This window comes from Streptomyces rubrogriseus, from assembly GCF_027947575.1.
GTDB lineage: Bacteria > Actinomycetota > Actinomycetes > Streptomycetales > Streptomycetaceae > Streptomyces > Streptomyces rubrogriseus.
The window spans coordinates 4,081,435-4,102,052 of record NZ_CP116256.1; the positions used below are offsets into that span (position 1 = coordinate 4,081,435).

The 20,618-nt window shown below is 71.0% G+C and carries 19 protein-coding genes; 10 read left to right on the top strand and 9 right to left on the bottom strand.

Annotated elements, in window-relative coordinates; all coding sequences use genetic code 11:
* Nucleotides 1-77: 77 nt before the first annotated feature.
* Nucleotides 78-941 carry a LysR family transcriptional regulator gene (locus tag Sru02f_RS18615; RefSeq protein WP_109031135.1) on the top strand — a complete coding sequence of 288 codons (864 nt, stop codon included), beginning with the start codon at nucleotides 78-80 and terminating at the stop codon, nucleotides 939-941.
* A gap of 62 nt (nucleotides 942-1,003) precedes the next feature.
* On the opposite strand, the gene Sru02f_RS18620 is transcribed toward Sru02f_RS18615, so the two are convergent.
* Nucleotides 1,004-2,230, bottom strand: a complete 1,227-nt coding sequence (locus Sru02f_RS18620) for a hypothetical protein (RefSeq protein ID WP_109031136.1) — start codon at nucleotides 2,228-2,230, stop codon at nucleotides 1,004-1,006.
* A gap of 147 nt (nucleotides 2,231-2,377) precedes the next feature.
* Complete coding sequence (locus tag Sru02f_RS18625) at nucleotides 2,378-2,959, bottom strand: TetR/AcrR family transcriptional regulator (protein WP_109031137.1); 582 nt, start codon at nucleotides 2,957-2,959, stop codon at nucleotides 2,378-2,380.
* A 128-nt stretch (nucleotides 2,960-3,087) separates the two neighbouring features.
* On the opposite strand from Sru02f_RS18625, the gene Sru02f_RS18630 reads away from it, so the two are divergent.
* Together Sru02f_RS18630 and Sru02f_RS18635 are read left to right on the top strand one after the other, a co-directional pair.
* Nucleotides 3,088-4,557 carry an MFS transporter gene (locus Sru02f_RS18630; protein WP_109031138.1) on the top strand — a complete coding sequence of 490 codons (1,470 nt, stop codon included), beginning with the start codon at nucleotides 3,088-3,090 and terminating at the stop codon, nucleotides 4,555-4,557.
* 86 nt (nucleotides 4,558-4,643) lie between these two features.
* Nucleotides 4,644-5,297 carry a CatB-related O-acetyltransferase gene (locus tag Sru02f_RS18635; RefSeq protein ID WP_109031139.1) on the top strand — a complete coding sequence of 218 codons (654 nt, stop codon included), beginning with the start codon at nucleotides 4,644-4,646 and terminating at the stop codon, nucleotides 5,295-5,297.
* A 37-nt stretch (nucleotides 5,298-5,334) separates the two neighbouring features.
* Here the strand turns inward: Sru02f_RS18635 and Sru02f_RS18640 are convergent, their stop codons facing one another.
* The gene (locus tag Sru02f_RS18640; RefSeq protein WP_244941780.1) at nucleotides 5,335-5,859 is read right to left on the bottom strand and encodes a DinB family protein; all 525 of its coding nucleotides are present in this window, start codon (nucleotides 5,857-5,859) and stop codon (nucleotides 5,335-5,337) included.
* A gap of 83 nt (nucleotides 5,860-5,942) precedes the next feature.
* The gene (locus Sru02f_RS18645; protein WP_109031141.1) at nucleotides 5,943-6,911 is read right to left on the bottom strand and encodes an AraC-like ligand-binding domain-containing protein; all 969 of its coding nucleotides are present in this window, start codon (nucleotides 6,909-6,911) and stop codon (nucleotides 5,943-5,945) included.
* Nucleotides 6,912-7,185: 274 nt separating this feature from the next.
* Here Sru02f_RS18645 and Sru02f_RS18650 point away from each other — a divergent pair, with 274 nt between their 5' ends.
* Nucleotides 7,186-7,692 carry a peptidoglycan-binding domain-containing protein gene (locus Sru02f_RS18650; protein ID WP_109031142.1) on the top strand — a complete coding sequence of 169 codons (507 nt, stop codon included), beginning with the start codon at nucleotides 7,186-7,188 and terminating at the stop codon, nucleotides 7,690-7,692.
* Nucleotides 7,693-7,808: 116 nt separating this feature from the next.
* Here Sru02f_RS18650 and nhaA read toward each other — a convergent pair whose 3' ends face one another.
* Entirely contained in the window at nucleotides 7,809-9,683 is a 1,875-nt protein-coding gene (gene nhaA, locus Sru02f_RS18655; RefSeq protein ID WP_244941781.1) for a Na+/H+ antiporter NhaA, read from the bottom strand.
* Between the two features lie 147 nt (nucleotides 9,684-9,830).
* A complete protein-coding gene (locus Sru02f_RS18660; protein ID WP_109031144.1) occupies nucleotides 9,831-11,873 on the bottom strand; it encodes an NPCBM/NEW2 domain-containing protein in 2,043 nt (680 codons plus the stop codon).
* Nucleotides 11,874-12,112: 239 nt separating this feature from the next.
* Here Sru02f_RS18660 and Sru02f_RS18665 point away from each other — a divergent pair, with 239 nt between their 5' ends.
* The 3 genes from Sru02f_RS18665 (at nucleotide 12,113) to abc-f (ending at nucleotide 15,848) form a co-directional block, all read left to right on the top strand.
* Nucleotides 12,113-12,652 carry a hypothetical protein gene (locus tag Sru02f_RS18665; RefSeq protein ID WP_244941782.1) on the top strand — a complete coding sequence of 180 codons (540 nt, stop codon included), beginning with the start codon at nucleotides 12,113-12,115 and terminating at the stop codon, nucleotides 12,650-12,652.
* A gap of 228 nt (nucleotides 12,653-12,880) precedes the next feature.
* Nucleotides 12,881-14,014, top strand: coding sequence for a methyltransferase (locus Sru02f_RS18670; protein WP_109031145.1), 1,134 nt, complete (start codon nucleotides 12,881-12,883; stop codon nucleotides 14,012-14,014).
* 181 nt (nucleotides 14,015-14,195) lie between these two features.
* Nucleotides 14,196-15,848, top strand: coding sequence for a ribosomal protection-like ABC-F family protein (gene abc-f / locus Sru02f_RS18675; RefSeq protein ID WP_109031146.1), 1,653 nt, complete (start codon nucleotides 14,196-14,198; stop codon nucleotides 15,846-15,848).
* Between the two features lie 48 nt (nucleotides 15,849-15,896).
* Here the strand turns inward: abc-f and Sru02f_RS18680 are convergent, their stop codons facing one another.
* A complete protein-coding gene (locus Sru02f_RS18680) occupies nucleotides 15,897-16,655 on the bottom strand; it encodes a DeoR/GlpR family DNA-binding transcription regulator (RefSeq protein ID WP_109031147.1) in 759 nt (252 codons plus the stop codon).
* A gap of 48 nt (nucleotides 16,656-16,703) precedes the next feature.
* On the opposite strand from Sru02f_RS18680, the gene Sru02f_RS18685 reads away from it, so the two are divergent.
* Together Sru02f_RS18685 and Sru02f_RS18690 are read left to right on the top strand one after the other, a co-directional pair.
* Complete coding sequence (locus tag Sru02f_RS18685; protein ID WP_167469420.1) at nucleotides 16,704-17,087, top strand: DUF4406 domain-containing protein; 384 nt, start codon at nucleotides 16,704-16,706, stop codon at nucleotides 17,085-17,087.
* Entirely contained in the window at nucleotides 17,084-17,818 is a 735-nt protein-coding gene (locus Sru02f_RS18690; protein WP_244941783.1) for an NUDIX domain-containing protein, read from the top strand. Before Sru02f_RS18685 ends, Sru02f_RS18690 begins: the two co-directional genes overlap by 4 nt.
* Before the next feature lie 19 nt (nucleotides 17,819-17,837).
* Here Sru02f_RS18690 and Sru02f_RS18695 read toward each other — a convergent pair whose 3' ends face one another.
* Nucleotides 17,838-19,109, bottom strand: coding sequence for an alpha-L-fucosidase (locus tag Sru02f_RS18695; RefSeq protein ID WP_109031148.1), 1,272 nt, complete (start codon nucleotides 19,107-19,109; stop codon nucleotides 17,838-17,840).
* Between the two features lie 81 nt (nucleotides 19,110-19,190).
* A complete protein-coding gene (locus Sru02f_RS18700; protein WP_109031149.1) occupies nucleotides 19,191-19,805 on the bottom strand; it encodes an NUDIX hydrolase in 615 nt (204 codons plus the stop codon).
* A gap of 143 nt (nucleotides 19,806-19,948) precedes the next feature.
* On the opposite strand from Sru02f_RS18700, the gene Sru02f_RS18705 reads away from it, so the two are divergent.
* Complete coding sequence (locus Sru02f_RS18705; protein WP_109031150.1) at nucleotides 19,949-20,617, top strand: Type 1 glutamine amidotransferase-like domain-containing protein; 669 nt, start codon at nucleotides 19,949-19,951, stop codon at nucleotides 20,615-20,617.
* The last annotated feature ends 1 nt before the right edge of the window (nucleotide 20,618 follow it).

The following is a 20,618-nucleotide window of genomic DNA, read 5'->3' on the forward strand; positions in this document are numbered from 1 at the left end:
CGCGCACCGGCTGCGCATCCAATACCGATGCGGTGCTCTGTCATACCCGGTAGGTATCACCGAGGTACGCTGTGGCCATGGACGCCTTGGAGACCCGCGAGCTGCGGTACTTCGTGGCCGTCGCGGAGGAACTGCACTTCGGTCGTGCCGCCGAGCGCCTCGGCATGGCCCAGCCACCGCTGTCCCGGGCGATCCAGCAGCTCGAACGGCGTCTTGGCGTACGTCTGCTGAAGCGCGACCGCCGCGGCGTCGCCCTGACCGGCGCCGGAGAAATGCTGCTGCACGAGGGCCGCGCGGCCCTCGACGCGACCACCGCGGCCGCTCGCCGCACCCGTCGCGCAGGTGGCGCCGACAGCCCGGGCGGCCCCCGCAACCGCCTGGTGCTGGCGGTGAAGGCCGGTGCGTCCCACGAGCTGCTGCACAAGCTCCTCGACGCCTACGCGGCCGAGCCCGACGCCGCCGACATCGAGGTGCTGCCGAGCGGCACTTGTGAGCAGGAAGGCATGCTGCGCGACGGCCGCGCCGATGTGGCGCTCATGCACGCGCCGTTCAACTCCCTCGCCGGGTTCGACAGCGAGGAGCTGATGACCGAGGGGCAGATCGCCGTGCTGCCCGCCGGGCACCCTCTCACCGCGCGGAGGGCCCTGTCACTGGCCGACGTCAGCGACATCCCCGGTCTCCCGCTCGCCCGCTGGTCCCGCCACGGCACGTACCCACCCGGCCCGGGCCCGGAGATCCACGACCAGACACAGCTGGCCCAGCTGATCGCCCTCGGACGCACCGTGGCCGTCTACCCCGACTCGGCCCGCGCCTGGCTGTGGGCCGAGCACGCCGCCGTCCCGCTGACCGACGCGCCCCCCGTCGTCACCCACATCGCCTGGCCCGCGCACAGCAGTTCCCCCGCCCTCGCCGGGCTCATCCGCACGGCCACACGGCTGTGACCGCCCGGCGCGGACGGCTGTGACCGCCCGCGCCGGGAGCCCGTCGGCCGCACCCCGGACCGTCAGACTCCGATCAGGTCGAACGTCCCCGTACCGTCCTGCCTGCCGCTGGAGTACTGACGTATGAACTCCCCGTCCGCGTACCGGTCGTAGCCCATCATGGAACCGGTGTACTTGTTCTGCACACCGATCTTCGAGCTGCCCGGGACGTCGCGGTAGATGTAGAACCGCTGGAGGTCGTCCTCCGCGCAGGGGGCCGTCATCAGGACCGCCCGATCGGTGGCCGCGTTCTCCTCGGCGACGGTCGCGCAGCCACCGTTACCCCAGTTCCACAGGGACGCCTCGAGGACGCCGTTCTGCTCCGTCACGTTGCACAGGCGCCAGTTGTCCAGGTGAGCGCTGAAGATCGACGAGGGCCGCAGCCGGACACCGTCGTCCGCCAGCAGCGGTGCGCCCCAGGACAGGGGCTTGCCGGGTACGGCGATCTTGTAGGCCTCGGCCGAGCAGTCGAGAGCGGCCCGCGCGCTGTGCCCGGTGGGCCCGGACTGTTCGGCGGAGGCGCCGCTCGTCACCACACCCGCCGGGTCGTCGGCCTTCGCGGCGGCCGAGCCGCAGTCGAGGAGGGCTTGTGCCTTGGCCATGATGCTGTCGGCGGGCACGCTGTCCTGGCAGCGCACCGCGCCTTCCTCAAGGGTGGTGAAGGTGGTGAAGCTGCCGCTGCCGGGCCCTTCGGTCCACTCCAACGCCCAGCTCCCGTCGTCCTGTTGGGCGCGGTTGCAGTTGAGGCTTCCGTACGTACCGGTGACCTTCTTGGTGCCCTTGTAGAAGCCGTAGTAGCCCGGCTGGGTGAGGTTCCAGGTGACCGAGTTCGACTCCTTGCTGGTGGAGGTGTACTCGAGCTTCACGTCCAGACCGACGGTCGCCTTGACGTTGCTGAGCGCCTCGACCGCGAAACTGGTCTCGATCGTGTCGTTGAGGCCGACGGAGACCGCGATGACCGTCGTGGTGTCGGTGCTGACGGTCTGCTGGCCGGTGGTGCCCTCGGTGACGTACCAGCCCTTGAAGTGGGTGATCGCCGGCGACACCTCGATGGTCTTGATGTACGGGTGGCGGGTGCCGAGGTCGGCCGCCGTACAGGTGTCGCCGGGCCGGGGCGCCGTCGTGTCGGTGGGCGCCGCGGCGGCCGGTGGGGCGGCAAGACTGAGGGCGGCGACCGCCCCTGCGGCCGCCGTGGCGGTCATCGCCACGAGTGATCTGCCGATGCGGCTGACGGGTCCTGTGGAGCGCATCGTTGCCTGTTCCCCCCTGGTCGAGTGGGTTCGGTCCGGGTGAATGTAGCGGCCACACGGGGTGGTGGTGTGAGGCCCGAACTAGCCACAAATGATCACGGAGGGGCCTGTTCCGCCCCTGCCGCAGACCGCCGGGGGGCGCACGGGCTAAGTCTCCGTGTCCCCCAGCAGTCGGTCGACCAGCCCGTCGGTGTAGTCGGGGGTGAGGGGCACCATGCCGAACAGGACGCGGATGTACATCGGGGCCAGGACGTGGTCCAGCACGTCCAGCGCGTCGGGTGCGGGCTCGCCGCGGTCGCGGGCACGATCGAGCATGGACTGGAGTTGCCGGGTGCGTTCGGCCCTCAGGTCGGTCCCCGCCTGCCGGCCCTGCGGGCCGCTGCTCGACAGGGCGACCGCCAGGTGCAGCACCGCGGGACCGTCGGGCCCGGTGATCTCGCGGGCCACTTGGGCGGCGTACGTACGGAGGTCGCCGGCGAGGCTCCCGGTGTCGGGCATCGGGGACTGCGCGTTGAGGCGGGTGAGTGCCACGTCGGTGAGCAGAGTCTCGAGGCTGCCCCACCGGCGGTAGATGCTGCTGTCGGCCACGCCCGAGCGGTCCGCGACATCGCCGACGGTGAACCTGCCGTAGCCGCGCTCACTGATCAGTTCGGTGACGGCCTGGTGTACCTGCGCGCCGACACGGGCACTGCGCCCGCCGGGTCGCCGGGCTCGCTGTTGCTCGTTCATGTCCCCACCTTAACGCAGTCAGGACTTGCGTTTGTGGGGGGAGCCTCCCTATAGTCGCCTAACGCAGTCACTGACTGCTTTAGGGGTGCCCGGATGGCCGGGCGCAGCCAATGACGGAGGGGGATCCCATGGCCGCACCGCATGCGACCGTAGGCAGTCGGCCGGACCGGGCCGTGCTGCTCACGGTGACCTGCCTGGGGCAGTTCATGGTGCTGCTCGACAACACGATCGTCGGAGCGGCACTGCCCGATATGCGGGAGAGCCTGCACACGCAGCTGACCGGACTGCAATGGATCGTGGACGCCTACGTACTGCTGGTCGCCATGCTGCTGCTGTCCGGCGGGGTCTTCGCCGACCGGTTCGGCCGCAAGCGGGTGTACCTGACCGGTGTGGCCGTGTTCACCGTCGCGTCGCTGCTGTGCAGCCTCGCGCCCTCACTGGGCTGGCTGGTCGCCGGCCGGATGCTGCAGGGCATCGGGGCCGCGGCGCTGAGCCCGGCCTCGCTGGCGCTGCTCGCCGCCGCCCACCCCGTGCCGCAGGAACGGGTCCGGGCGATCGGACTGTGGGCGGGAATCAGTGGAATCGGTCTGGCCGCAGGCCCCGTCGCCGGGGGCGTACTGACGGACGCCTTCGGCTGGCCCGCCGTCTTCCTCGTCAATCTGCCCATCGGCGTGGTCCTGGTGCTGGTCGGCCTGCGCCACCTCGATGAGTCCCGCAACCCCGGCGCGCCCGCGATCGACGTCCCGGGCACGGTGCTGTCCGTGCCGGCAGTGGGGGTACTGACCTACGGGCTGATCGAGGGAGGTGCCCGCGGCTGGACCTCGCCGGTCATCCTGGGCAGCTTCGCCACCGCGGTGATCCTCCTCGCCGCCTTCGTCGCCGTCGAAGCCCGTCGCGACGCTCCGATGCTGCCGCTGCGGCTGTTGCGGCAGCGCCTGTTCACGGTGTCCAACACCGCCATGGTCGTGGTGGGGTTCGCGCTCATGGGTTCGTCGTTCTTCTTCTCCCAGTTCTTCGTGTACGTCCAGGGCAGCTCGGTCCTGCGCGCCGGCCTGCAGACCCTGCCGATGTCCGTGGCCATGGTGATCGTCAGCCCGTACGCGGGCCGGCTCGCCGCCCGGTGCGGCTTCCGTATCGTGGTCACCGCCGGCCTCGCCCTGGCCGCCCTGGGACTGCTGGCGCTCGGCACGGTGCACGCCGACACCGGCTACGGAAACGTGTGGTGGCGGCTGGGACTCGCCGGCGCCGGCTTCGCCCTGGCCATGTCCCCGCTGACGGGCGCCGCCATCCAGGCGGTCAGCCCGCAGGAGGGCGGCCTCGCGTCAGGCATCAGCAGCACCACACGCCAGATCGGCGCGGTGCTCGGCGTCGCGGTGCTCGGAGCCGTCGTACGCACCCGGCAGTCGGGCGGCGCCTCCTTCGAGACCGGCCTCAACAGCGCCTTCCTCGTGGCCGGCACCGTCACCGCGGCCACCGCCGTGTTCACCGGCCTGTGGCTGACGAGGTCCAGGCCCGCGAAGGACTCCACACCCGCCGCACCCTCCACCGGCGCCGACCCGTTCACCTCCGCGAACCAGGCTTCCACGCACAGCCGTTGACCACGACAATCGCCTCCACCGGCAAGACGCGACCTCCCGCCCGGGGCGGTGCACACCGCCCCGCGACCACGCAAAGGACCCCGACCTTGTCCCCTGACCCGACCACTCTGCACCCGCTGCCCGCCCACGAACGCGTGGTGTTCCTCAACCCGCTGGTCACCTCTGCGAACATCACCGTGGGCGAGTACACCTACTACGACGACCCCGAGGGCGCCACGGACTTCGAGCACCGCAACGTCCTCTACGCCTACGGGCCGGAGCGCCTCACCATCGGCAAGTACTGCGCGATCGCCACCGGCACCACCTTCCTGATGGCCGGCGCCGAGCACCCGACGATGGGGGTGTCGACGTACCCGTTCACCATGTTCGGCGGCCGGTGGGCCGAGCAGACGCTGGACATCGTCACCGCCATGCCCAGCCGCGGCGACACCGTCGTCGGCAACGACGTCTGGTTCGGCTACCGGGCGACCGTCATGCCGGGCGTACGGATCGGCGACGGCGCCATCATCGCGGCCGGTGCCGTGGTGACCGCCGACGTTCCCCCGTACACGATCGTCGGCGGCAACCCGGCCAGACCGATCAGGCAGCGCTTCGACGACGCGGACATCGAGCGGCTGCGGCTCGCGGCCTGGTGGGACTGGCCCGTCGACCTGGTCACCGAACACGCCCGCACCATCATGGCCGGAACCCCGGCGGACATCGCGCGCATAGCCACCGAGCTGCGACGGACGGCCTCTTGAACCACGCGTGAGCCGATCACCACGGCCGTCCGGGATCTCACGAGGTGAGGACCAGCCACCGGCGTCCGTCGATCAACTCTCGGGCGGCGTCGAGGTGACCGGCGTGGCACGCGGTCTCGGTGATGACATGCAGCAGGACGTCGCGCAGGGTGTGCAGGTGCGGTTCACCGAACAGGTCGTGGGGCCACCAGGCCAACGGGGCGTCGGCAGGCGTGGCGGTGATGACGGCATCGGCGAGTTCCGCCTCCCGCCGGTACCGGTCGAGCACGTCGACGGCCGGCGTCTCCGAAGCCACCTGCCACGCTTCGTCGCCGCTTGTCAGAGCGTGGATGACCTCCTCGTCCCCCGCGACGACCGCTCGGAACCAGAACCGCTCCACATCGAGCGCCAAGTGCTGGACCAGTCCCAGGCAGTGCCATCCGGAGGGCAGTACGGGCCGTCGAAGATCCTTCGCGTCGAGCCCGTCGAGGATGCCGAGAACATGCCGTCGCTGCCCGTCCAGGACCCGAAGAAGCGCCTTTGCCTCACTGCCCGAAGTGGTACCGCCCAAAGGTTCTGTCACGGTCACCCATGATCCCCGAATCTCCCCGGTCGCGCAGGGAGTTGTCCAGGGCGTCGGGCCGGTGCGCGTGGCGGGGGCGTCCCTCACCCGGTGGGGTGGGAGTGGTTCTGGTCGCGCCAGGCCCGGGGCGAGAGCCCGTACGCCTGTTTGAACACCTTGCTGAAGTGGGTCGCGTTCACGAAGCCCCACCTTCGTCCTATCGCTGCGATGGTCCGCAGCCGGCTGTTCGGACCGGACAACTCTCGCCTGCACTCCGCCAAGCGGTGTGTACGGATCCAGTCTCCGAGGCTGATGCCCAAGCCGGACAGCACTGCGTAGAGATGACGTACGGAGATGTCGTGTGCGGCGGCGATCCGCGCCGCCGACAGATCGGGGTCGGCCAGGTGCGCCCGGATGTACTGAGTGATCCGCAGGCCGAGCGTTGACTCCAACGGGCCCCTGGCAAGGTCCGAGTTGCCGTGCTGGGTCGTCAGGACGGCGCGAAGGAGTTCGACGCTGGGCTCCACGACGGCGTCCGCGTGCACGCCCTGGTGCAATGCGTCGTCGGCGGCCAGTTGGGAGAAGTAGCTGAAGGCGAGACGCGCAGTGGGGTTGCCGGGTCCCAGGGTGACCGAGCTGGTGTCTCGCAGGAGCCGGTCGGGGAGGGCGAGTGCCGCGCGGGGGAAGCGCAGGAAGTGGTGGTCGACTCCCTCGTCGAAGAGAAGCGTATAGGGAGCGATCGATTCGTAGACGGCGAATTCCCCCGGCCCCAGTACACACTCGCGTCCGTTCTGCGCCACGAGACTGGTGCCCGTCACCTGCAGACCGACGAAGACGGCCGGCTCCTCGTCCTCCCGGGCCAGGCGTTCCGTACGACGGATCGTGACCGCGGTCGCCCGTGCCGAACAGATCCGGAGAGGTCCGACGGTGCCGAGCCCGATACGAACGGACAGGTCCTCAGCGGGAGGACGGTGATCGATGTCGACCGCCACCACGGAGTCCCACACGGCGTTACGGACCACTTCCTCCCGGTCGCGCGGCGGAATGAACGCCGTGTCCAGAACCGGGCTCATGAGTCGGACCCTCGTCTGCGCCGCTCGTACAGCCGGCCCGACCGTCCCTCGGTCCGTTCCCTCACCAGCGCCCTCCCCGACCCGGACAGCTCCCGCCGTCAGCTTGTCAGGACTCGAACTCGCCACGCAACGGCCCGACACGGCGTCAGCGAGCGGCTGTGCGCGACTGACACATTCCCCTGCACGGACGACAAAGTCCGAGGATCACGGTGAATCTAAGGTCCATGGACGAGGCCGTCACCGAGACGCCATCACCGAACGGGAGGACTGCATCGTGCAACGAGTACCGACCACGCTCCGCACGCGGACCGGAGTGCTGGGGGCTTTGGCTCTCCTCTTCGCCGCCGGCCTGACGGCCAGCCCGATGATGACCGCGCCCGCCCATGCCGCCTACGGTCCGTGCAACACGACGGTGAAGCGCACCGACGGGCTGGGAAGTGGCGGCGTCCCCGGCAACCACTACAAGATCCCCGCCCGTACCGGTAACGGCCTGAACTGCTACATGGAGTATCAGACGGGCAGTGACGACGCCGTGACGGCGCTGCAGAACGCCATCGTTCTGTGCTACGACGACACCTACGCCGCCAGGCGGATCATCGGCACCGGCGGGGCGGACGGTGCCTACGGCACCGGCACAGAAGATGCCGTCCGGTGGCTGCAGGCCAACCGGCTCGGCGTGAGCGCCGACGGCGACTACGGGCCGGCGACCCGGGGAAAGATGCGGTGGCCGCTGTACACCGCGGGCGGCACGTACATCTCCTGCCTCAACCCTCCTTTCTAGTCACCACGACGTCTGCCGACGCCGACCTCTGGCCCTGAGGTCGGCGTCCGGCGTCCGCCCCGCAGGCCAACAGCGTCGGTGGGCCGGTCCGGGCCGTTCATCCGGCCCGGACCGGGTCACCCGGTCAGCGCACGCTGCCGGGCCAGCTCCACGGCCCGCGTGAGCGCGTCGATGTCATAGGCGCCGTGATGGCGGCGCCCGTTGATGAAGAACGTGGGCGTGCCGGACACCCTGCTCAGATCCGCGGAGTCGACGTCCTCCGCCACCCGCCGGGCACCGAGATGGTCCTTGAGGTCCTGCCGGAATCGCTCGACGTTCAGACCGAGCTCACCGGCGTAGCGCAGCAGGTCCGGTGCGGCGAGGGCGTTCTGCCGGGCCAGCAGCAGGTCGTGCATCTCCCAGAAGCGGCCCTGCCGGGCAGCGGCCTCGGACGCCTCCGCGGCCAGCTGGGCCCTGGGATGAACGTCCCTCAGCGGCAAGTGCCGCCACACGTAGCGGACGTCGCTCTCCTGGCCGAGGAGGTTCCGCACCACGGGTTCGGCCTGCCCACAGTACGGACACTCGAAGTCCCCGTACTCCACCACCGTCACCACCGCGCTCTCGGGCCCACGGATGCGGTCGTGTCGCCGGTCGACGGGCACGGCCAGGTCCGTCAGCGGGTCCACGTCGCCCAGCAGCGCCCGCGCCCTGCGTCTCTCCGGCAGCAGACCGATCACCGCGGTCACCGCCCAACTGGTCAGGAACGCGGCGACCAACGTGACCAGGATGCCGATCCGCGCCTCTTCGAGTTCCTCGCCGTCGAACGCCAGGGACGCGATGAGCAGCGACACGGTGAACGCCGCCCCGGCGATCGCGCCGCCGACGGTCACCGATCCCCAGCCCACGTTCGGCCGCAGCCGCCCACCCGAGAGCAGGCGGGCGGCCGCCATCGACCCGACCGTGCCGATCACCTTGCCCACCACGCAGCCGAAGACGATGCCCAGGGTGACGGGCGAGGTGAAGGCGTCGGCGAGGGCGGAGCCGGAGAGTTCGATACCGGCGTTGGCCAGGGCGAACAGCGGGACGATGCCGAAACTCACCCACGGCAGGAACCGCTGCTCCAGCCGCTCGTTCGGCGAGATCGCCGCATCCAGCCCCTGGACGGCGCTGCGGTGCAGCTCGGGCGTCGGCTGTTCGCGAAAGAGCCGGAACTGCCGGCTCGCCTGCTCCAGATCCCCGCGGGGCGCGGGGTAGGCCGCCACCAGGGCACCCACGGCCAGACCCGCGACGACCGGGTCGACCCCCGCCTCGTGCAGCGCCACCCACACCACCACCGACAGCACCGCGCAGTACGGGGTTCCGCGCACGCCGGCCAGGCGCAGCAGGGCGATCGCCAGCAGCGCGCAGACGGCGACCACCAGGGCCGGCAGACGGATCTCGTCGCTGTAGAAGACGGCGATCACCAGCAGTGCGACCAGATCGTCGACGACGGAGACCGACAGCAGGAACGCGCGCAACGACGCGGGCAGCCGAGACCCGAACACCGCCAGGATGCCCAGCGCGAACGCGGTGTCGGTGGACATGGCGGTGCCCCAGCCGTGCACCGAGTCCCGCCCCGCGTTGAGGAGGACGAAGATCAGGGCCGGGACGATCATGCTGCTCAGACCGGCGATCGCGCTGAGCAGCAGCCAGCGGCGGTCGCGCAGCTCTCCCATGTCGAAGTCCCGCCGCGCCTCCAGGCCCACCACGAAGAAGAAGAGGCTCATCAGCCCCGAGTTGATCCACTCGTGCACGGTGAGCGAAAGGTGGCGCGTGTCGAACCCCACGGTGAACCTGGCCTGCCACACCGCCTCGTAGGAGTGCGGACCCACGTTGGCCCAGACCAGGGCGGCAGCGACCGCGGCCAGCAGGAACACCGCGCTGCTCGTCTCGGTCCGCACGAAGGTCCGCCATCGCGCCGTGCTCCGAGCAGAGAGGCTCGGCGTCGCCTCCTCGGGCTCCTGACCACTCACGACGCCGATTATCACTGCTCGGGCCCCGTTTGCCCGGAGCCCTCTCCCGCCCGACACGGAAGACCGCTGAGTGGCACCAACCGGAACGGTCCCACCGTGCGACTTCCTGCTCGGGGCGCCGGCGACCGGACCGGCGCGTCATGTGCCTCAGGCGCAGGTGACCCGCAGGTCCGCCCAGTCCGCGTGGTCGTATCCGCTGCCGTCTCCGGCGTCCGTGACCACCAGTCGGACGACGTCCGCGCCGGAGACGTCGGCGGACACCGCGCGGGCGGGGTCGGCGTTGGTCAGCGTGCCCGTCGACGCGGCCCGGGTCTCGTCGGCCCAGACCTCGAAGGCCACGGTGCCCTTGTCACCCGACTCGTCGTCGACACCGACCTGCGCGGTCACCTTGTCGCACGCGCCGCCGAGGTAGTACTCGACGCTGCTGGACGCGTGGACGCCGAGTCCCTTGGCGAAGGTCGTGCCGCCGATGGTGAGCGGATTGCCGTCGTTGGCGTCGCGCTCGCCCACGCTCTGGTCCCGCTCGACGGGGCCCCAGCCGTTGGTGGCGCTCAGCGGATCGGCGTCCGACAGAGCGGACTCGCCCGCGGGCAGGGGAACGCCGACGCGCACGGTGAAGGGTGCCGTGGAGGTGAGCCAGGAGCCGGAGTGCGTGCGGTGCCTGGCAGTGAGCGTCAGGATCTGGTCGCCCGTGGACGTGCCCGCGGGGACGGCGACGTCCCAGTCCGTCGCCAGGGTCGCGCCCGGCTTCAGGGCCCGGGCCGACGTGGCGGACCTGGGGGTGACGCGCCAGCCGTCGGGGCCGGTCAGGGCGACGCTCACCGAGTGGGCCGCGGTGCCGCCCAGGTCGGTGGCCTCGGAGGTGATCCGCACGGTCCGCCCGGCCTCGGTCACCGTGTCGCCGCCCGCGTGCACGTCCACGGCGGGCGGGTACTGGGCCCACTTCTTGTCGGCGTGCACCCGCACCAGCACGGTGCCGTGTGCCGGCACCGTCGCGGCGATCCTGCCCGTCGTGTTGGTGTCACTGTGCTTCCAGAGGTCCCGCATGGTGTAGCCGCGCGACTTCGGCAGACCGACGGCCTTCGCGGTGGTCTCGATCCGCTGGGCCCGCGAGCCCTCGTTGAACAGCGCGACCGCCCGGCTGCCGTCGGCCAGCTCCTTCGACACGACCCACCGGCCGCCCTCCGAGGAGACGACCTCGCCCTGCTTGCCCAAGGGGTCCTGGTCGACGGCGATGACCTCGTCGTTGGTGAGGATCTCGAACGCCGACTCGGGCGCCGTGCGCAGGTCGGTGCCGATCAGCAGCGGGGCAGCCATGATCGACCACATGGAGAAGTGCGTACGGTACTCGGTGTCCGTCATGCCGCCGTTGCCGACCTCCAGCATGTCGGGGTCGTTCCACCCGCCGGGACGCGCGTACTCGGCGAGCTCGAGGTTGCTCTTCATGATCGACGACATCGAGCCCCAGGAGTCGTTGATGTCCCCGGTGGTGCGCCAGAGCTGGCCCAGGTCGCCCGCCCACTCCCAGGGCTTGTTCTCGCCCCACTCACAGATGCTGTACACGATCGGCCGGCCGGTCGCCGCGAGCGCGTCGCGCATGGTGGTGTAGCGCTGCTTCGCGTCGATGCCCTGGTTGTTGCAGTTGTCGTACTTGAGGTAGTCGACACCCCAGTCGGCGAACTGCCGGGCATCGCTGTACTCGTGGCCCAGCGCGCCGGGGAAGCCGATGCTGCTGCACGTCTTCGTGCCGGCGCTGGTGTAGATGCCGAACTTCAGGCCCTTGGAGTGGACGTAGTCGGCGACGGCCTCGATGCCGTTCGGGAAGCGCTTGGGGTCCGGCACCAGTTGGCCGTCGGCGTCGCGCTCCGGCAGCGCCCAGCAGTCGTCGAGGTTGACGTACTCGTAGCCGGCGTCCTTGAGACCGCGCTCGACGAAGAGGTCGGCGATGCCCTTGACCATCGACTCGTCGAACTCGTCCCTGCAGTGCGTGGAGTTCCAGTTGTTGAAGCCCATCGGCGGGGTGAGGGCCAGTGGCTCGTGGCCGGACGACGCCGGAGCCGGGCCCGGCGCGGCGGCCGGGGCGGCCTGTGCGCTCACCGCCAGGCCTCCGGTGGTGAGCAGTGCGGCGGTGATGGCGCCCAGGGCTCTGCGCCCGATGACGCGCGGTACACGCATGGGAAGGTGACGCATTGTCATGTTCCTCCGCGGCTCGTCGGCAGCGGGTGCGTGCGGGGGCACGCACCGTCAGCGCGCGCTCACAGTAGAGGCGCTGAGGGCTGATGGAAAGAGTGCAGTCGTGATTGATTCTGCTCGCCGTTTCGAACTGTGTTCCACAAAAGCGCAGACCGGCCTCTCGGGTCCGGACGACAGGCGGCGGGGATGTGGAAACTTTGGTTTACGTGAACCTTTTCGTGAACTAAAGTTGTCGCATGACGGTCTTCGAGATCACCCCGGCAGAGCAGGCAGAGCTCGACGAGGCCCTGTACGACGCCTTGAACCCGCTGGCCATGGCCATCCGCTCCCGGGAGACCGGGTTGCCCACCGACCGGATGTGGGACGCGAGTCCGGTCGAAGTGGCGCTGTCCGTCCTGGCCGCGTGGAAGGTGCTGGACGGCGAGGTCAAGCGGCTCACGGAACGGGCGGCAGTGACCGCCGGCTCCTACGGCGCGAGCTATGAGCAGTTGGGAGCCGTCTGGGGCATCACCCGGCAGGGTGCCCGCAAGAAATGGCCCGATGCCGTCAGCCGCCCGGCATCCGTGACGGCGGGCAGGCGCACGTTGGCGCTCTTCGGAGGCACTGCTGAGCTGGTGCGGTCGTCTTCCGGTGGTTGGAGCTGGACCGGTCGGGGTGCCGATGGAGCGTCCGGCGCGGCCGCCGACGGGGCACCGTACGCGACCGCGGAGGAAGCGGCGGCCCACGCGGGCGTGTTCCTCCAAAAGCACGCCCGTGGCATCGGCGATCCCGCCTGATTTGCCTGCGGAGAGAACGCTGTGCGAGCCTTTTCCTCCCTCCTCCGAAAGGGCTGGTCGTGACGCTAGGCATGGTTCTCGGCGACTCCTCCTCTCGCGCTTCGACGCGGGAACGGCAGCCCTTCCTGCCCTGAGACGCGCGCCCGTGCCGCGGCACGGGCCGTTTCCCCCTGCTCCTCGTCGAAGTGCGCTTCGTGCCCCCGCACGTTCGATCACGAGGAGTACGTGGTGTCCACGATCCACTGGACCGAGACGAACACCCCCCGATCCGCCCGCTGGCATTCCGAGAGCTCGACACCGCCTCCCAGCCGGGTCGTCGGCGCGGACGACCGTATGAAAGCCGACGCTGCTCACCGTCTGGCCTGCGAAGGCACCGCCTTGCTGTGGCAGGGCGACTTCCACAACGCACGTCAGCTGCTCCACGCGATGGGCCGCCGCATCGACCGGAAACCTCCCCGGCCAGGCGACGGCCCGGCAGACTCCTTCCACCTGCACCGCAGGGCCCGCAGCCACCGCGCCCGCGTGCTGGGCAGGCTCCTCGTCCTGCTGGAGGACGACTACCGCCTGAACCTGCGCAGAGCTCCCGATGCCCGCCAGGCATGCACGGAGGCGTACGGCCCGCCGTCCGGGCCGACGGCCGTCTCGCTCACGGAACTGCTGGGCGTGATCGGAGCGCACCAGTGGCGCACGAAGGGCGTGGAGGTACCGGCCCTCGACGCCCGCATCCACCCGCACTACGGCGTGTTCTCCCCGGTCAGGGGCGAGTACGTCGACCTCGTCGCTCACGCACCGCTCCCCGCACCGGCGGCCCGCCGCGCTGGTCGCCGTACCGCATTCGACCTCGGGACGGGGACGGGAGTCCTCGCCGCCGTCCTGGCCCGCCGGGGGATCGACCACGTCGTGGCCACCGACATCAACCCGCGTGCCCTGGCCTGCGCACGCGAGAACGTCCGCCGGCTGCACCTCACCGAGCGCATCGACATCGCGCCGCCCGGTCTGTTCCCCGAAGGGCGCGCGGAACTCGTCGTCTGCAATCCGCCCTGGATTCCGGCCCGGCCCACCTCCACCGTGGAGCAAGGCGTCTACGACCCCGGCGGCAGCATGCTCCGCGACTTCCTGGACGGACTCGCCGCGCACCTCGAGCCGGGAGGCGAAGGATGGCTCATCCTGTCGGACTTGGCCGAACACCTCGGTCTCAGGACGCGTGCTGAACTTCTGGCCGGCATCAAGGCGGCGGGCCTGCGCGTGGTGGACAGGACCGGCACCCGGCCGCGGCACCCACGGGCGAGGGACACCGCTGACCCCCTCCACGCCGCTCGAACCGCGGAAGTCACTTCACTGTGGCGTCTCGCCGGCACCTGACGACCGACGTCGGCCGTCGCCTCCGGGAAGATCGTGAATTCCGTGCCCCGCGGAATTGAGGCGAGACGCCTCGTCTTGTTATCGTGGGGGCATGGCTTTCCTCTTCTTCGTCTGAGTCCGGGCGCGGCCCCGCCGCCGCTTCTGCCGCCCGTAGACCCTTCGCATGCCCAGGGAAAGCTTCATGCGCCATCGCGCCAGTACCGCCCTGCCCACCACTGCCACCGCTGTGGCACAGCTGTCCGTCAGGTCCGTCACCAAGTCGTACGGCACCCGGACCGTCCTCGACCAGGTCTCCTTCACCATCCGGCCGGGCGAGAAGGCCGCCGTCATCGGTGAGAACGGCTCCGGCAAGTCCACCTTGCTGCGGCTGCTCGCCGCGGTCGAGGCGCCGGACGCCGGGGAGGTCACCGTCCGCTTCCCCGGCGGAACGGGTCACCTCGCCCAGACCCTCGGCCTCGAGGCGGACCGCACCGTACAGGACGCCGTCGACCTTGCGCTGAGTGAACTGCGCGACATGGAGCGAGCGCTCCGTGCGGCAGAGCAGTCCCTCGCCGGCGCGTCCGAAGCAGAACTCGCCGCATACGGCGAGCTGTTGACCGCTTTCGAGGAACGTGGCGGATACGAGGCGGACGCCCGGGTGGATGCCGCCGCACACGGTCTCGGGCTGGCCGGGATCGCCCGGGAGCGTCCGCTCGGCTCCCTGTCCGGTGGCGAGCAGTCGCGCCTCGCCCTCGCCTGCACCCTGGCGGCCGCCCCCGAACTGCTGCTCCTCGACGAGCCGACGAACCACCTCGACGGGGCGGCCGTGCGCTGGCTGGAGGAACACCTGCGCGCACACCGCGGCACCGTCGTCGCCGTCACGCACGACCGCGGCTTCCTGGAGCGCATCGCCACCACGATCCTCGAGGTCGACCGGGACGAGCGCACCGTGCGCCGGTACGGCGACGGGTGGGCCGGTTACCGCGCCGCGAGGGCCGCCGCCCGGCGCGGGGCGGAGCAGCGGTACGCGGACTGGACCGAGGAGGTGGCCGCGGCGGAGGAGCTGCTGGCGGCCGCCGCCCGACGGCTGAACACCACCGGCCGCGACCCGAAGCAGGGCTTCGGCAAGCACCGCCGCTCCAGCGAGGCGAAGCTCGGCGGGCAGGTGCGCTCGGTGCGCGAGCGCCTGGACCGGCTGCGGCGCGACCCGGTGGCGAAGCCGCCGGTACCGCTCCGGTTCACGACGGCACTGCAGCCGGCAGCCGGCGGTCCGGCGCAGGGCACACTCGCCGAGCTCACCGACGTACGGGTCGGACGACGGCTGTGCCTGGAAGGGCTCCTGGCGATCGAGCCCGCAGGGCGCCTCCTGGTCACGGGCGAGAACGGCGCGGGAAAGACGACGCTGCTTCGCGTGCTGGCGGGCGACCTGCGGCCGGACGCGGGCTCGGCACGGCGCCCCGCCCGGATCGGCTACCTCGCCCAGGAACTGCCCGAGCACGCCACCCGGCTGCCGCTGCTGGCCGCGTTCGCCGCCGGGCGGCCCGGGCTGCCGGACGAGTACGCCGAACAGCTCCTGTCCCTGGGCCTGTTCCGCGAGCAGGATCTGCGCGTTCCGGTCGCCGCCCTGTCCGTGGGGCAGCGGCGGCGGCTGCAGATCGCGACCCTGGTGACCCGGCCCGCAGACCTCCTCGTCCTCGACGAGCCGACCAACCACATCGCACTCGACCTGGTCGAGGACCTCCAGGCGGCGCTCGCGGCCTACCCGGGAGCGGTCGTCGCGGTCTCGCACGACCGCGCCTTCCGCGCGAGCTTCGAAGCCGAGCAGCTGGAACTGCACGCCGGCCGCAGACGCTGACCCGGCCCGGGTCGCCCGCCCGACACCGACTGACACGGCACCGCGCCCTCAGTCCGCCGCCAGTACTTCGACGCCGCCTGCCGTGAGCCGCTCGATCACCGGATCGTTCGCCGGCGTGTCCGTGATCAGTCCGCTGATCTCCTCCCAGGGCAGGACGCGGTACCGGGAAGCGGTGCCGATCTTCTCGGACGAGGCGAGGACGTAGGTCTCCGCGGCGCGCGCGGCGAGGGCGCGCTTCATCGCGGCGTCCTCGGCGTCCCCGGTGGTGAGTCCCGCCTCGGGGTGCACGCCGGTCACGCCGAGGAGGAAGAGGTCGGCGGAGACGTTCTGCGCGGCCTCGACCGCCGCCGCGCCGCAGGCGACCGCCGAGTGCTTGAACAGCCGGCCACCGAGTACGAACACCTCGGCGCGCGGATGGTCGAGCAGGGCGGCGGCGATCGTCGGGCTGTGAGTGATCACGGTGCAGTCCAGGTCCTCGGGGAGCGCGTGGACGACGGCCAGGGCGGTCGTGCCGCCGTCGAGAATCACCACCCCGCCGGGCCGCACCAGCCCGGCGGCCGCCGAGGCGACCCTCCGTTTGCCGTCCGGGGCCACGGTCTGCCGGGCGCCGTAGTCCGCCACGGCGGGCGAAACGGGGAGCGCCCCGCCGTAGACCCGCTGGCACAGCCCCTCGCTCGCCAGGTCACGCAGGTCGCGCCGCACGGTGTCCTCGGAAATCCGCAGCTCGGCGGCGACGTCCTTGGCGACGATCTTGCCCTGCCGGGCAAGCAGACCCAGCAGATGGTCCCGCCGTTCAGCAGCCAGCATCCGTGTTCTCTCCTGTTCTTGCACGTTTCTGCATGTATCGTAGCGCCCGTGACCGACAAACCCATGCTCATCCTCATCGCCGGGCCCTATCGCTCCGGCACCGACGGGGACCCCCAGGCCATGGCCGCCAACCTCGCACGCCTCGAAGCGGCCGCGTGGCCCGTGTTCGCCGCAGGCCACCTCCCCGTCATCGGGGAATGGATCGCCCTGCCCGTGCTGCACTCGGCCGGCGCGGGCCCCACCGACCCCCTCGCCGACCAGGTGCTGTACCCGACCGCGGAGCGCCTCCTGGCCCGCTGCGACGCCGTACTGCGGCTGCCCGGCGACTCCACGGGAGCCGACCGGGACGTCGCCCACGCGCGCCGTCGCGGCCTGCCCGTCTACCACGACGTCGCGCAGATACCCGTCCTCGACCGGCAGGCGGAGCGGTGAGGGCCCGCCCGGGTGTGGACGTCCCGGACCACCGCGGCCGGACCGGCCTCGACCGAGCGGGACGCGAGCTCGACCGGAACCCCGGCGTCGTGGTCCGCGACGTCGAGCTCACCTCGCGGGGCTGGCACGTCCTGCGGCGCACCACCTTCGACTACCGCCGCCGGGACGGACGCTGGGAGACCCAGGCGAGGGAGACCTACGACCGCGGCAACGGCGCCGTCGTCCTGCCCTACGACACCGGACGCGGCCGGGTCCTGCTCACCCGCCAGTTCCGCTACCCGGCGTACGTCAACGACCACCCGGACGGGATGCTCGTCGAGGCGGCCGCGGGGCTGCTCGACGCGGACGACCCGCCCGCCGCCATCCGCCGGGAGGCGGCCGAAGAGCTCGGCGTCCACCTCGGCCCGCTCACCCACGTCCTCGACGCCTACATGAGCCCCGGCTCCGTCACCGAGCGCCTGCATTTCTTCGCCGCTCCGTACACCCCCGCCGACCGAACCGGAACCGGCGGCGGCGTCGAAGAGGAGGGCGAGGACATCGAGGTGCTCGAAGTGCCCTTCACCGAAGCCCTCGCCATGACCCGCGACGGGCGCATCGCCGACGGCAAGACCATCCTTCTCCTGCAGTGGGCGGCCCTGCACGGCCCCTTCGCACCGCATCCGGCGGACACCGACGGCACCACCCCGCCCAGCCGGCGCCGCTCACCCGCGCCGGCCGACGCGGCGACGTGACGCCCCATCGGTGCCCGTGTCACACGCGGCCCGGACCGGTGTACAGCTCCAGCTCGCCGTCGAGTTCGAGGGCGAGGACACTGCCGTGCGGGGCGAGGTCCGCCGGTGCGGGCGCCTCGATCCACAGGTCTCCGGGGACGTCGTGCAGGCCGCCGGTGCGCCGGTGGGGGAGTTCCGTCCCGGTGCCCAGGACGCTGACCCGGCGTACGGCGTTGCGCAGGCCACGGACGCAGACGGTCTCGCTCGGCGGGTCGAAGCAGACGAGGTAGAGCGTACGGCGGTCGGGGGAGAGGGTGCTCGGACCGTAGTGGTGTCCCGGCGGCAGGCCTCCCACGGTGCCGTGGACGGCCGCCGAGTGGCGCCGTATCCAGTCGCCCAGCCCTTCGAGCCGTTCAGCCTGTTCCGGAGCTATGGTGCCGTCCGCGCGCGGGCCGACGTTGAGCAGGAGGTTTCCTCCCATGCCGATCGTCTGCGCGAAGTACCGCACGAGTTGCCCCACCGTCTTGTGGTTCACATCCTGCGGCCGGTGTCCCCAGGAGTCGTTGACGGTCAGGCACAACTCCCAGTCGGTCTCCGGCGCCGAGATCGGCAGACCCTGTTCGGGTGTGGCGTAGTCGCCGTGGCCGAGCAGCCGGGAGTTGCACACCGTGTCCGGTGCCAGATCACGGATCAACCGCGCCAGTTCGGACATCCGCCACTGCTGGGCCGAGCGCTCCCACTCGCCGTCGAACCAGAGCAGATCCGGTCCGAACCGGGTGAGCAGCTCGCGCACCTGGCCGTCCCGGTAGTCGAGGTAGCGCTCCCAGGCAAGCGGGTCCTCGGCACCCGGGGCGGGGGAGACGTAGGGGCTGTCGACCAGTTCCGGATGCGGCGGCCGGGGGTGCCGCACCGATGCGTAGTCCGGATGGTTCCAGTCGGAGTGCGAGTAGTACAGGCCGGCCCTGAGGCCCCGGGCGCGCATCGCGCTCACGAACTCGGCAACCAGATCGCGTCCCGCGGGGGTGCGCCCGACCACGCTCAGGTCGCTCAACCGCGTGTCCCACAGGGCCACTCCGTCGTGGTGCCTTGCCGTCAGCACGGCGTAGCCCGCCCCGGCACGCGCGAAGAGCCCGGCCCAAGCGGTGGGATCGAAGGCGGAGGCGGTGAAGCCGTCGAGTTGGCGCATGTACTGCTCGTGCGGCACCACCTGGTCGAAAAGGGCCCAGGACTCGGGCACTCCGTCGACCGAGTAGATTCCGTAGTGCACGAATATGCCCAGCTTGGCCTCGTTGAACCAGGGTTGCATGGTCATGGTGGACCGTCCTCGCGGGACTCGTGGTGGACACGTGCCGACAAACAGCCGCCGCTCTCGAGCAGGTGACCGCCGCAATTCTCACCCACCCCGACCCGCCCGCGCCCACGCCAGCTTCCGTGTGAAGCGGTGCATGTGAGGGTCGAGCAGTTCGGCCGGCTCGGCGAGAACCTGCTCGTGAGTCAGCCAGCGAACGGCGCTGAACTCGCCCCGGTCGTAGTCGGTGACGGCGCGGGCGTCGGCGTCGAGGAGGTACCACAGCGAGACGTCGGTGTGCGCGCCCTGCCCCCGGGTTCCGGTGACGGTCAGGAAGAACGGAAGCTCGCCCGCGACGGGCGACGCCACCGCCTCGATGCCCAGCTCCTCACGGCACTCGCGGACCACCGCGGCCCACGGGTCCTCACCCGGCTCGACGTGGCCTCCGGCAGGCAGCCACAGACCCGCCTTGCGGTGCGCCACGAGCAGCAGTTGCCCGCGCGTGTCGTCGAGGACGGCGAAGTAGCTCACCAGGTGCATGGGCGGAACATCCGGCTTGCGCACCCGATGGATCGGGGCGCCGCCGGCGATCCAGTGCCTGGCGGACTCCAGGTGGGCACGCTCCAGGTCGTCCCACGGCTCGACAGCACCGATCAGATCGAGGAGGTGGGCCCGCGGCTCGTCGAGGGCCGCCTTGAGCGGGTGGTCGCTTGAGGTCATCGGCGCATCCTGGCAGGCGCCACTGACAACCGCCCGTCGGGTCACCCCCGGTCGGGACGTCTTCGGCCCCGACGTCCGGAGCCGCGTCGACCCGGCCCGGGGATGGTTTGCGTGCCGTCCGTCGGACGTGCTTGGCTCGCCCGATGAACTTCCTGTTGACGGCGAGCGGCCTGCGCAACGAGACGCTGCGGGATGCGCTGCGGGACATGCTGGGCAAACCGTTCGGATCGGCGAACGTCGTGTTCGTTCCCACGGCATCCGTCGCGGGCCCCGGGGACCACGGGTGGCTCGTCGCGGACATGAACCGCCTGCACGGCCTCGGCTGGAAGGAGTTCGACATCCTTGAGCTGAACGGCCTGCCCCAGCAGCTGGTGCTCGACCGGCTGCTCCACGCCGACGTCGTCTACGTCGAAGGCGGCAACCACTATCACCTCGCGCGCAGCATCACCGGCAACGGCCTGGCCGACGGCTTCCTGGACGCGCTGCGGAGCCGTGTCTACGTGGGGGTCAGCGCCGGGTCGATGATCTTCAGCCGCAATCTCACCGGACACTCCGCCGACGTCATCGGGGACGCCGCGGACCTCCACGTGCTCGGTGCGACGAGCGTGGAGCCGCCGTTCGGTCTCTTCGACTGGTACCTCAAGCCCCACCTCTACTCGCCCGACTTCCCCGAGCGGGACGACGCCTGGGCTGATCGGATCACCGCGCGGGCGGACTTCCCGATCTACTTCATCGACGACGAGACGGCGGTTCGCGTCAGGGACGGCGAGGTGGACGTCGTTACCGAGGGCCGGTGGCGCTTCCACCCGTGAG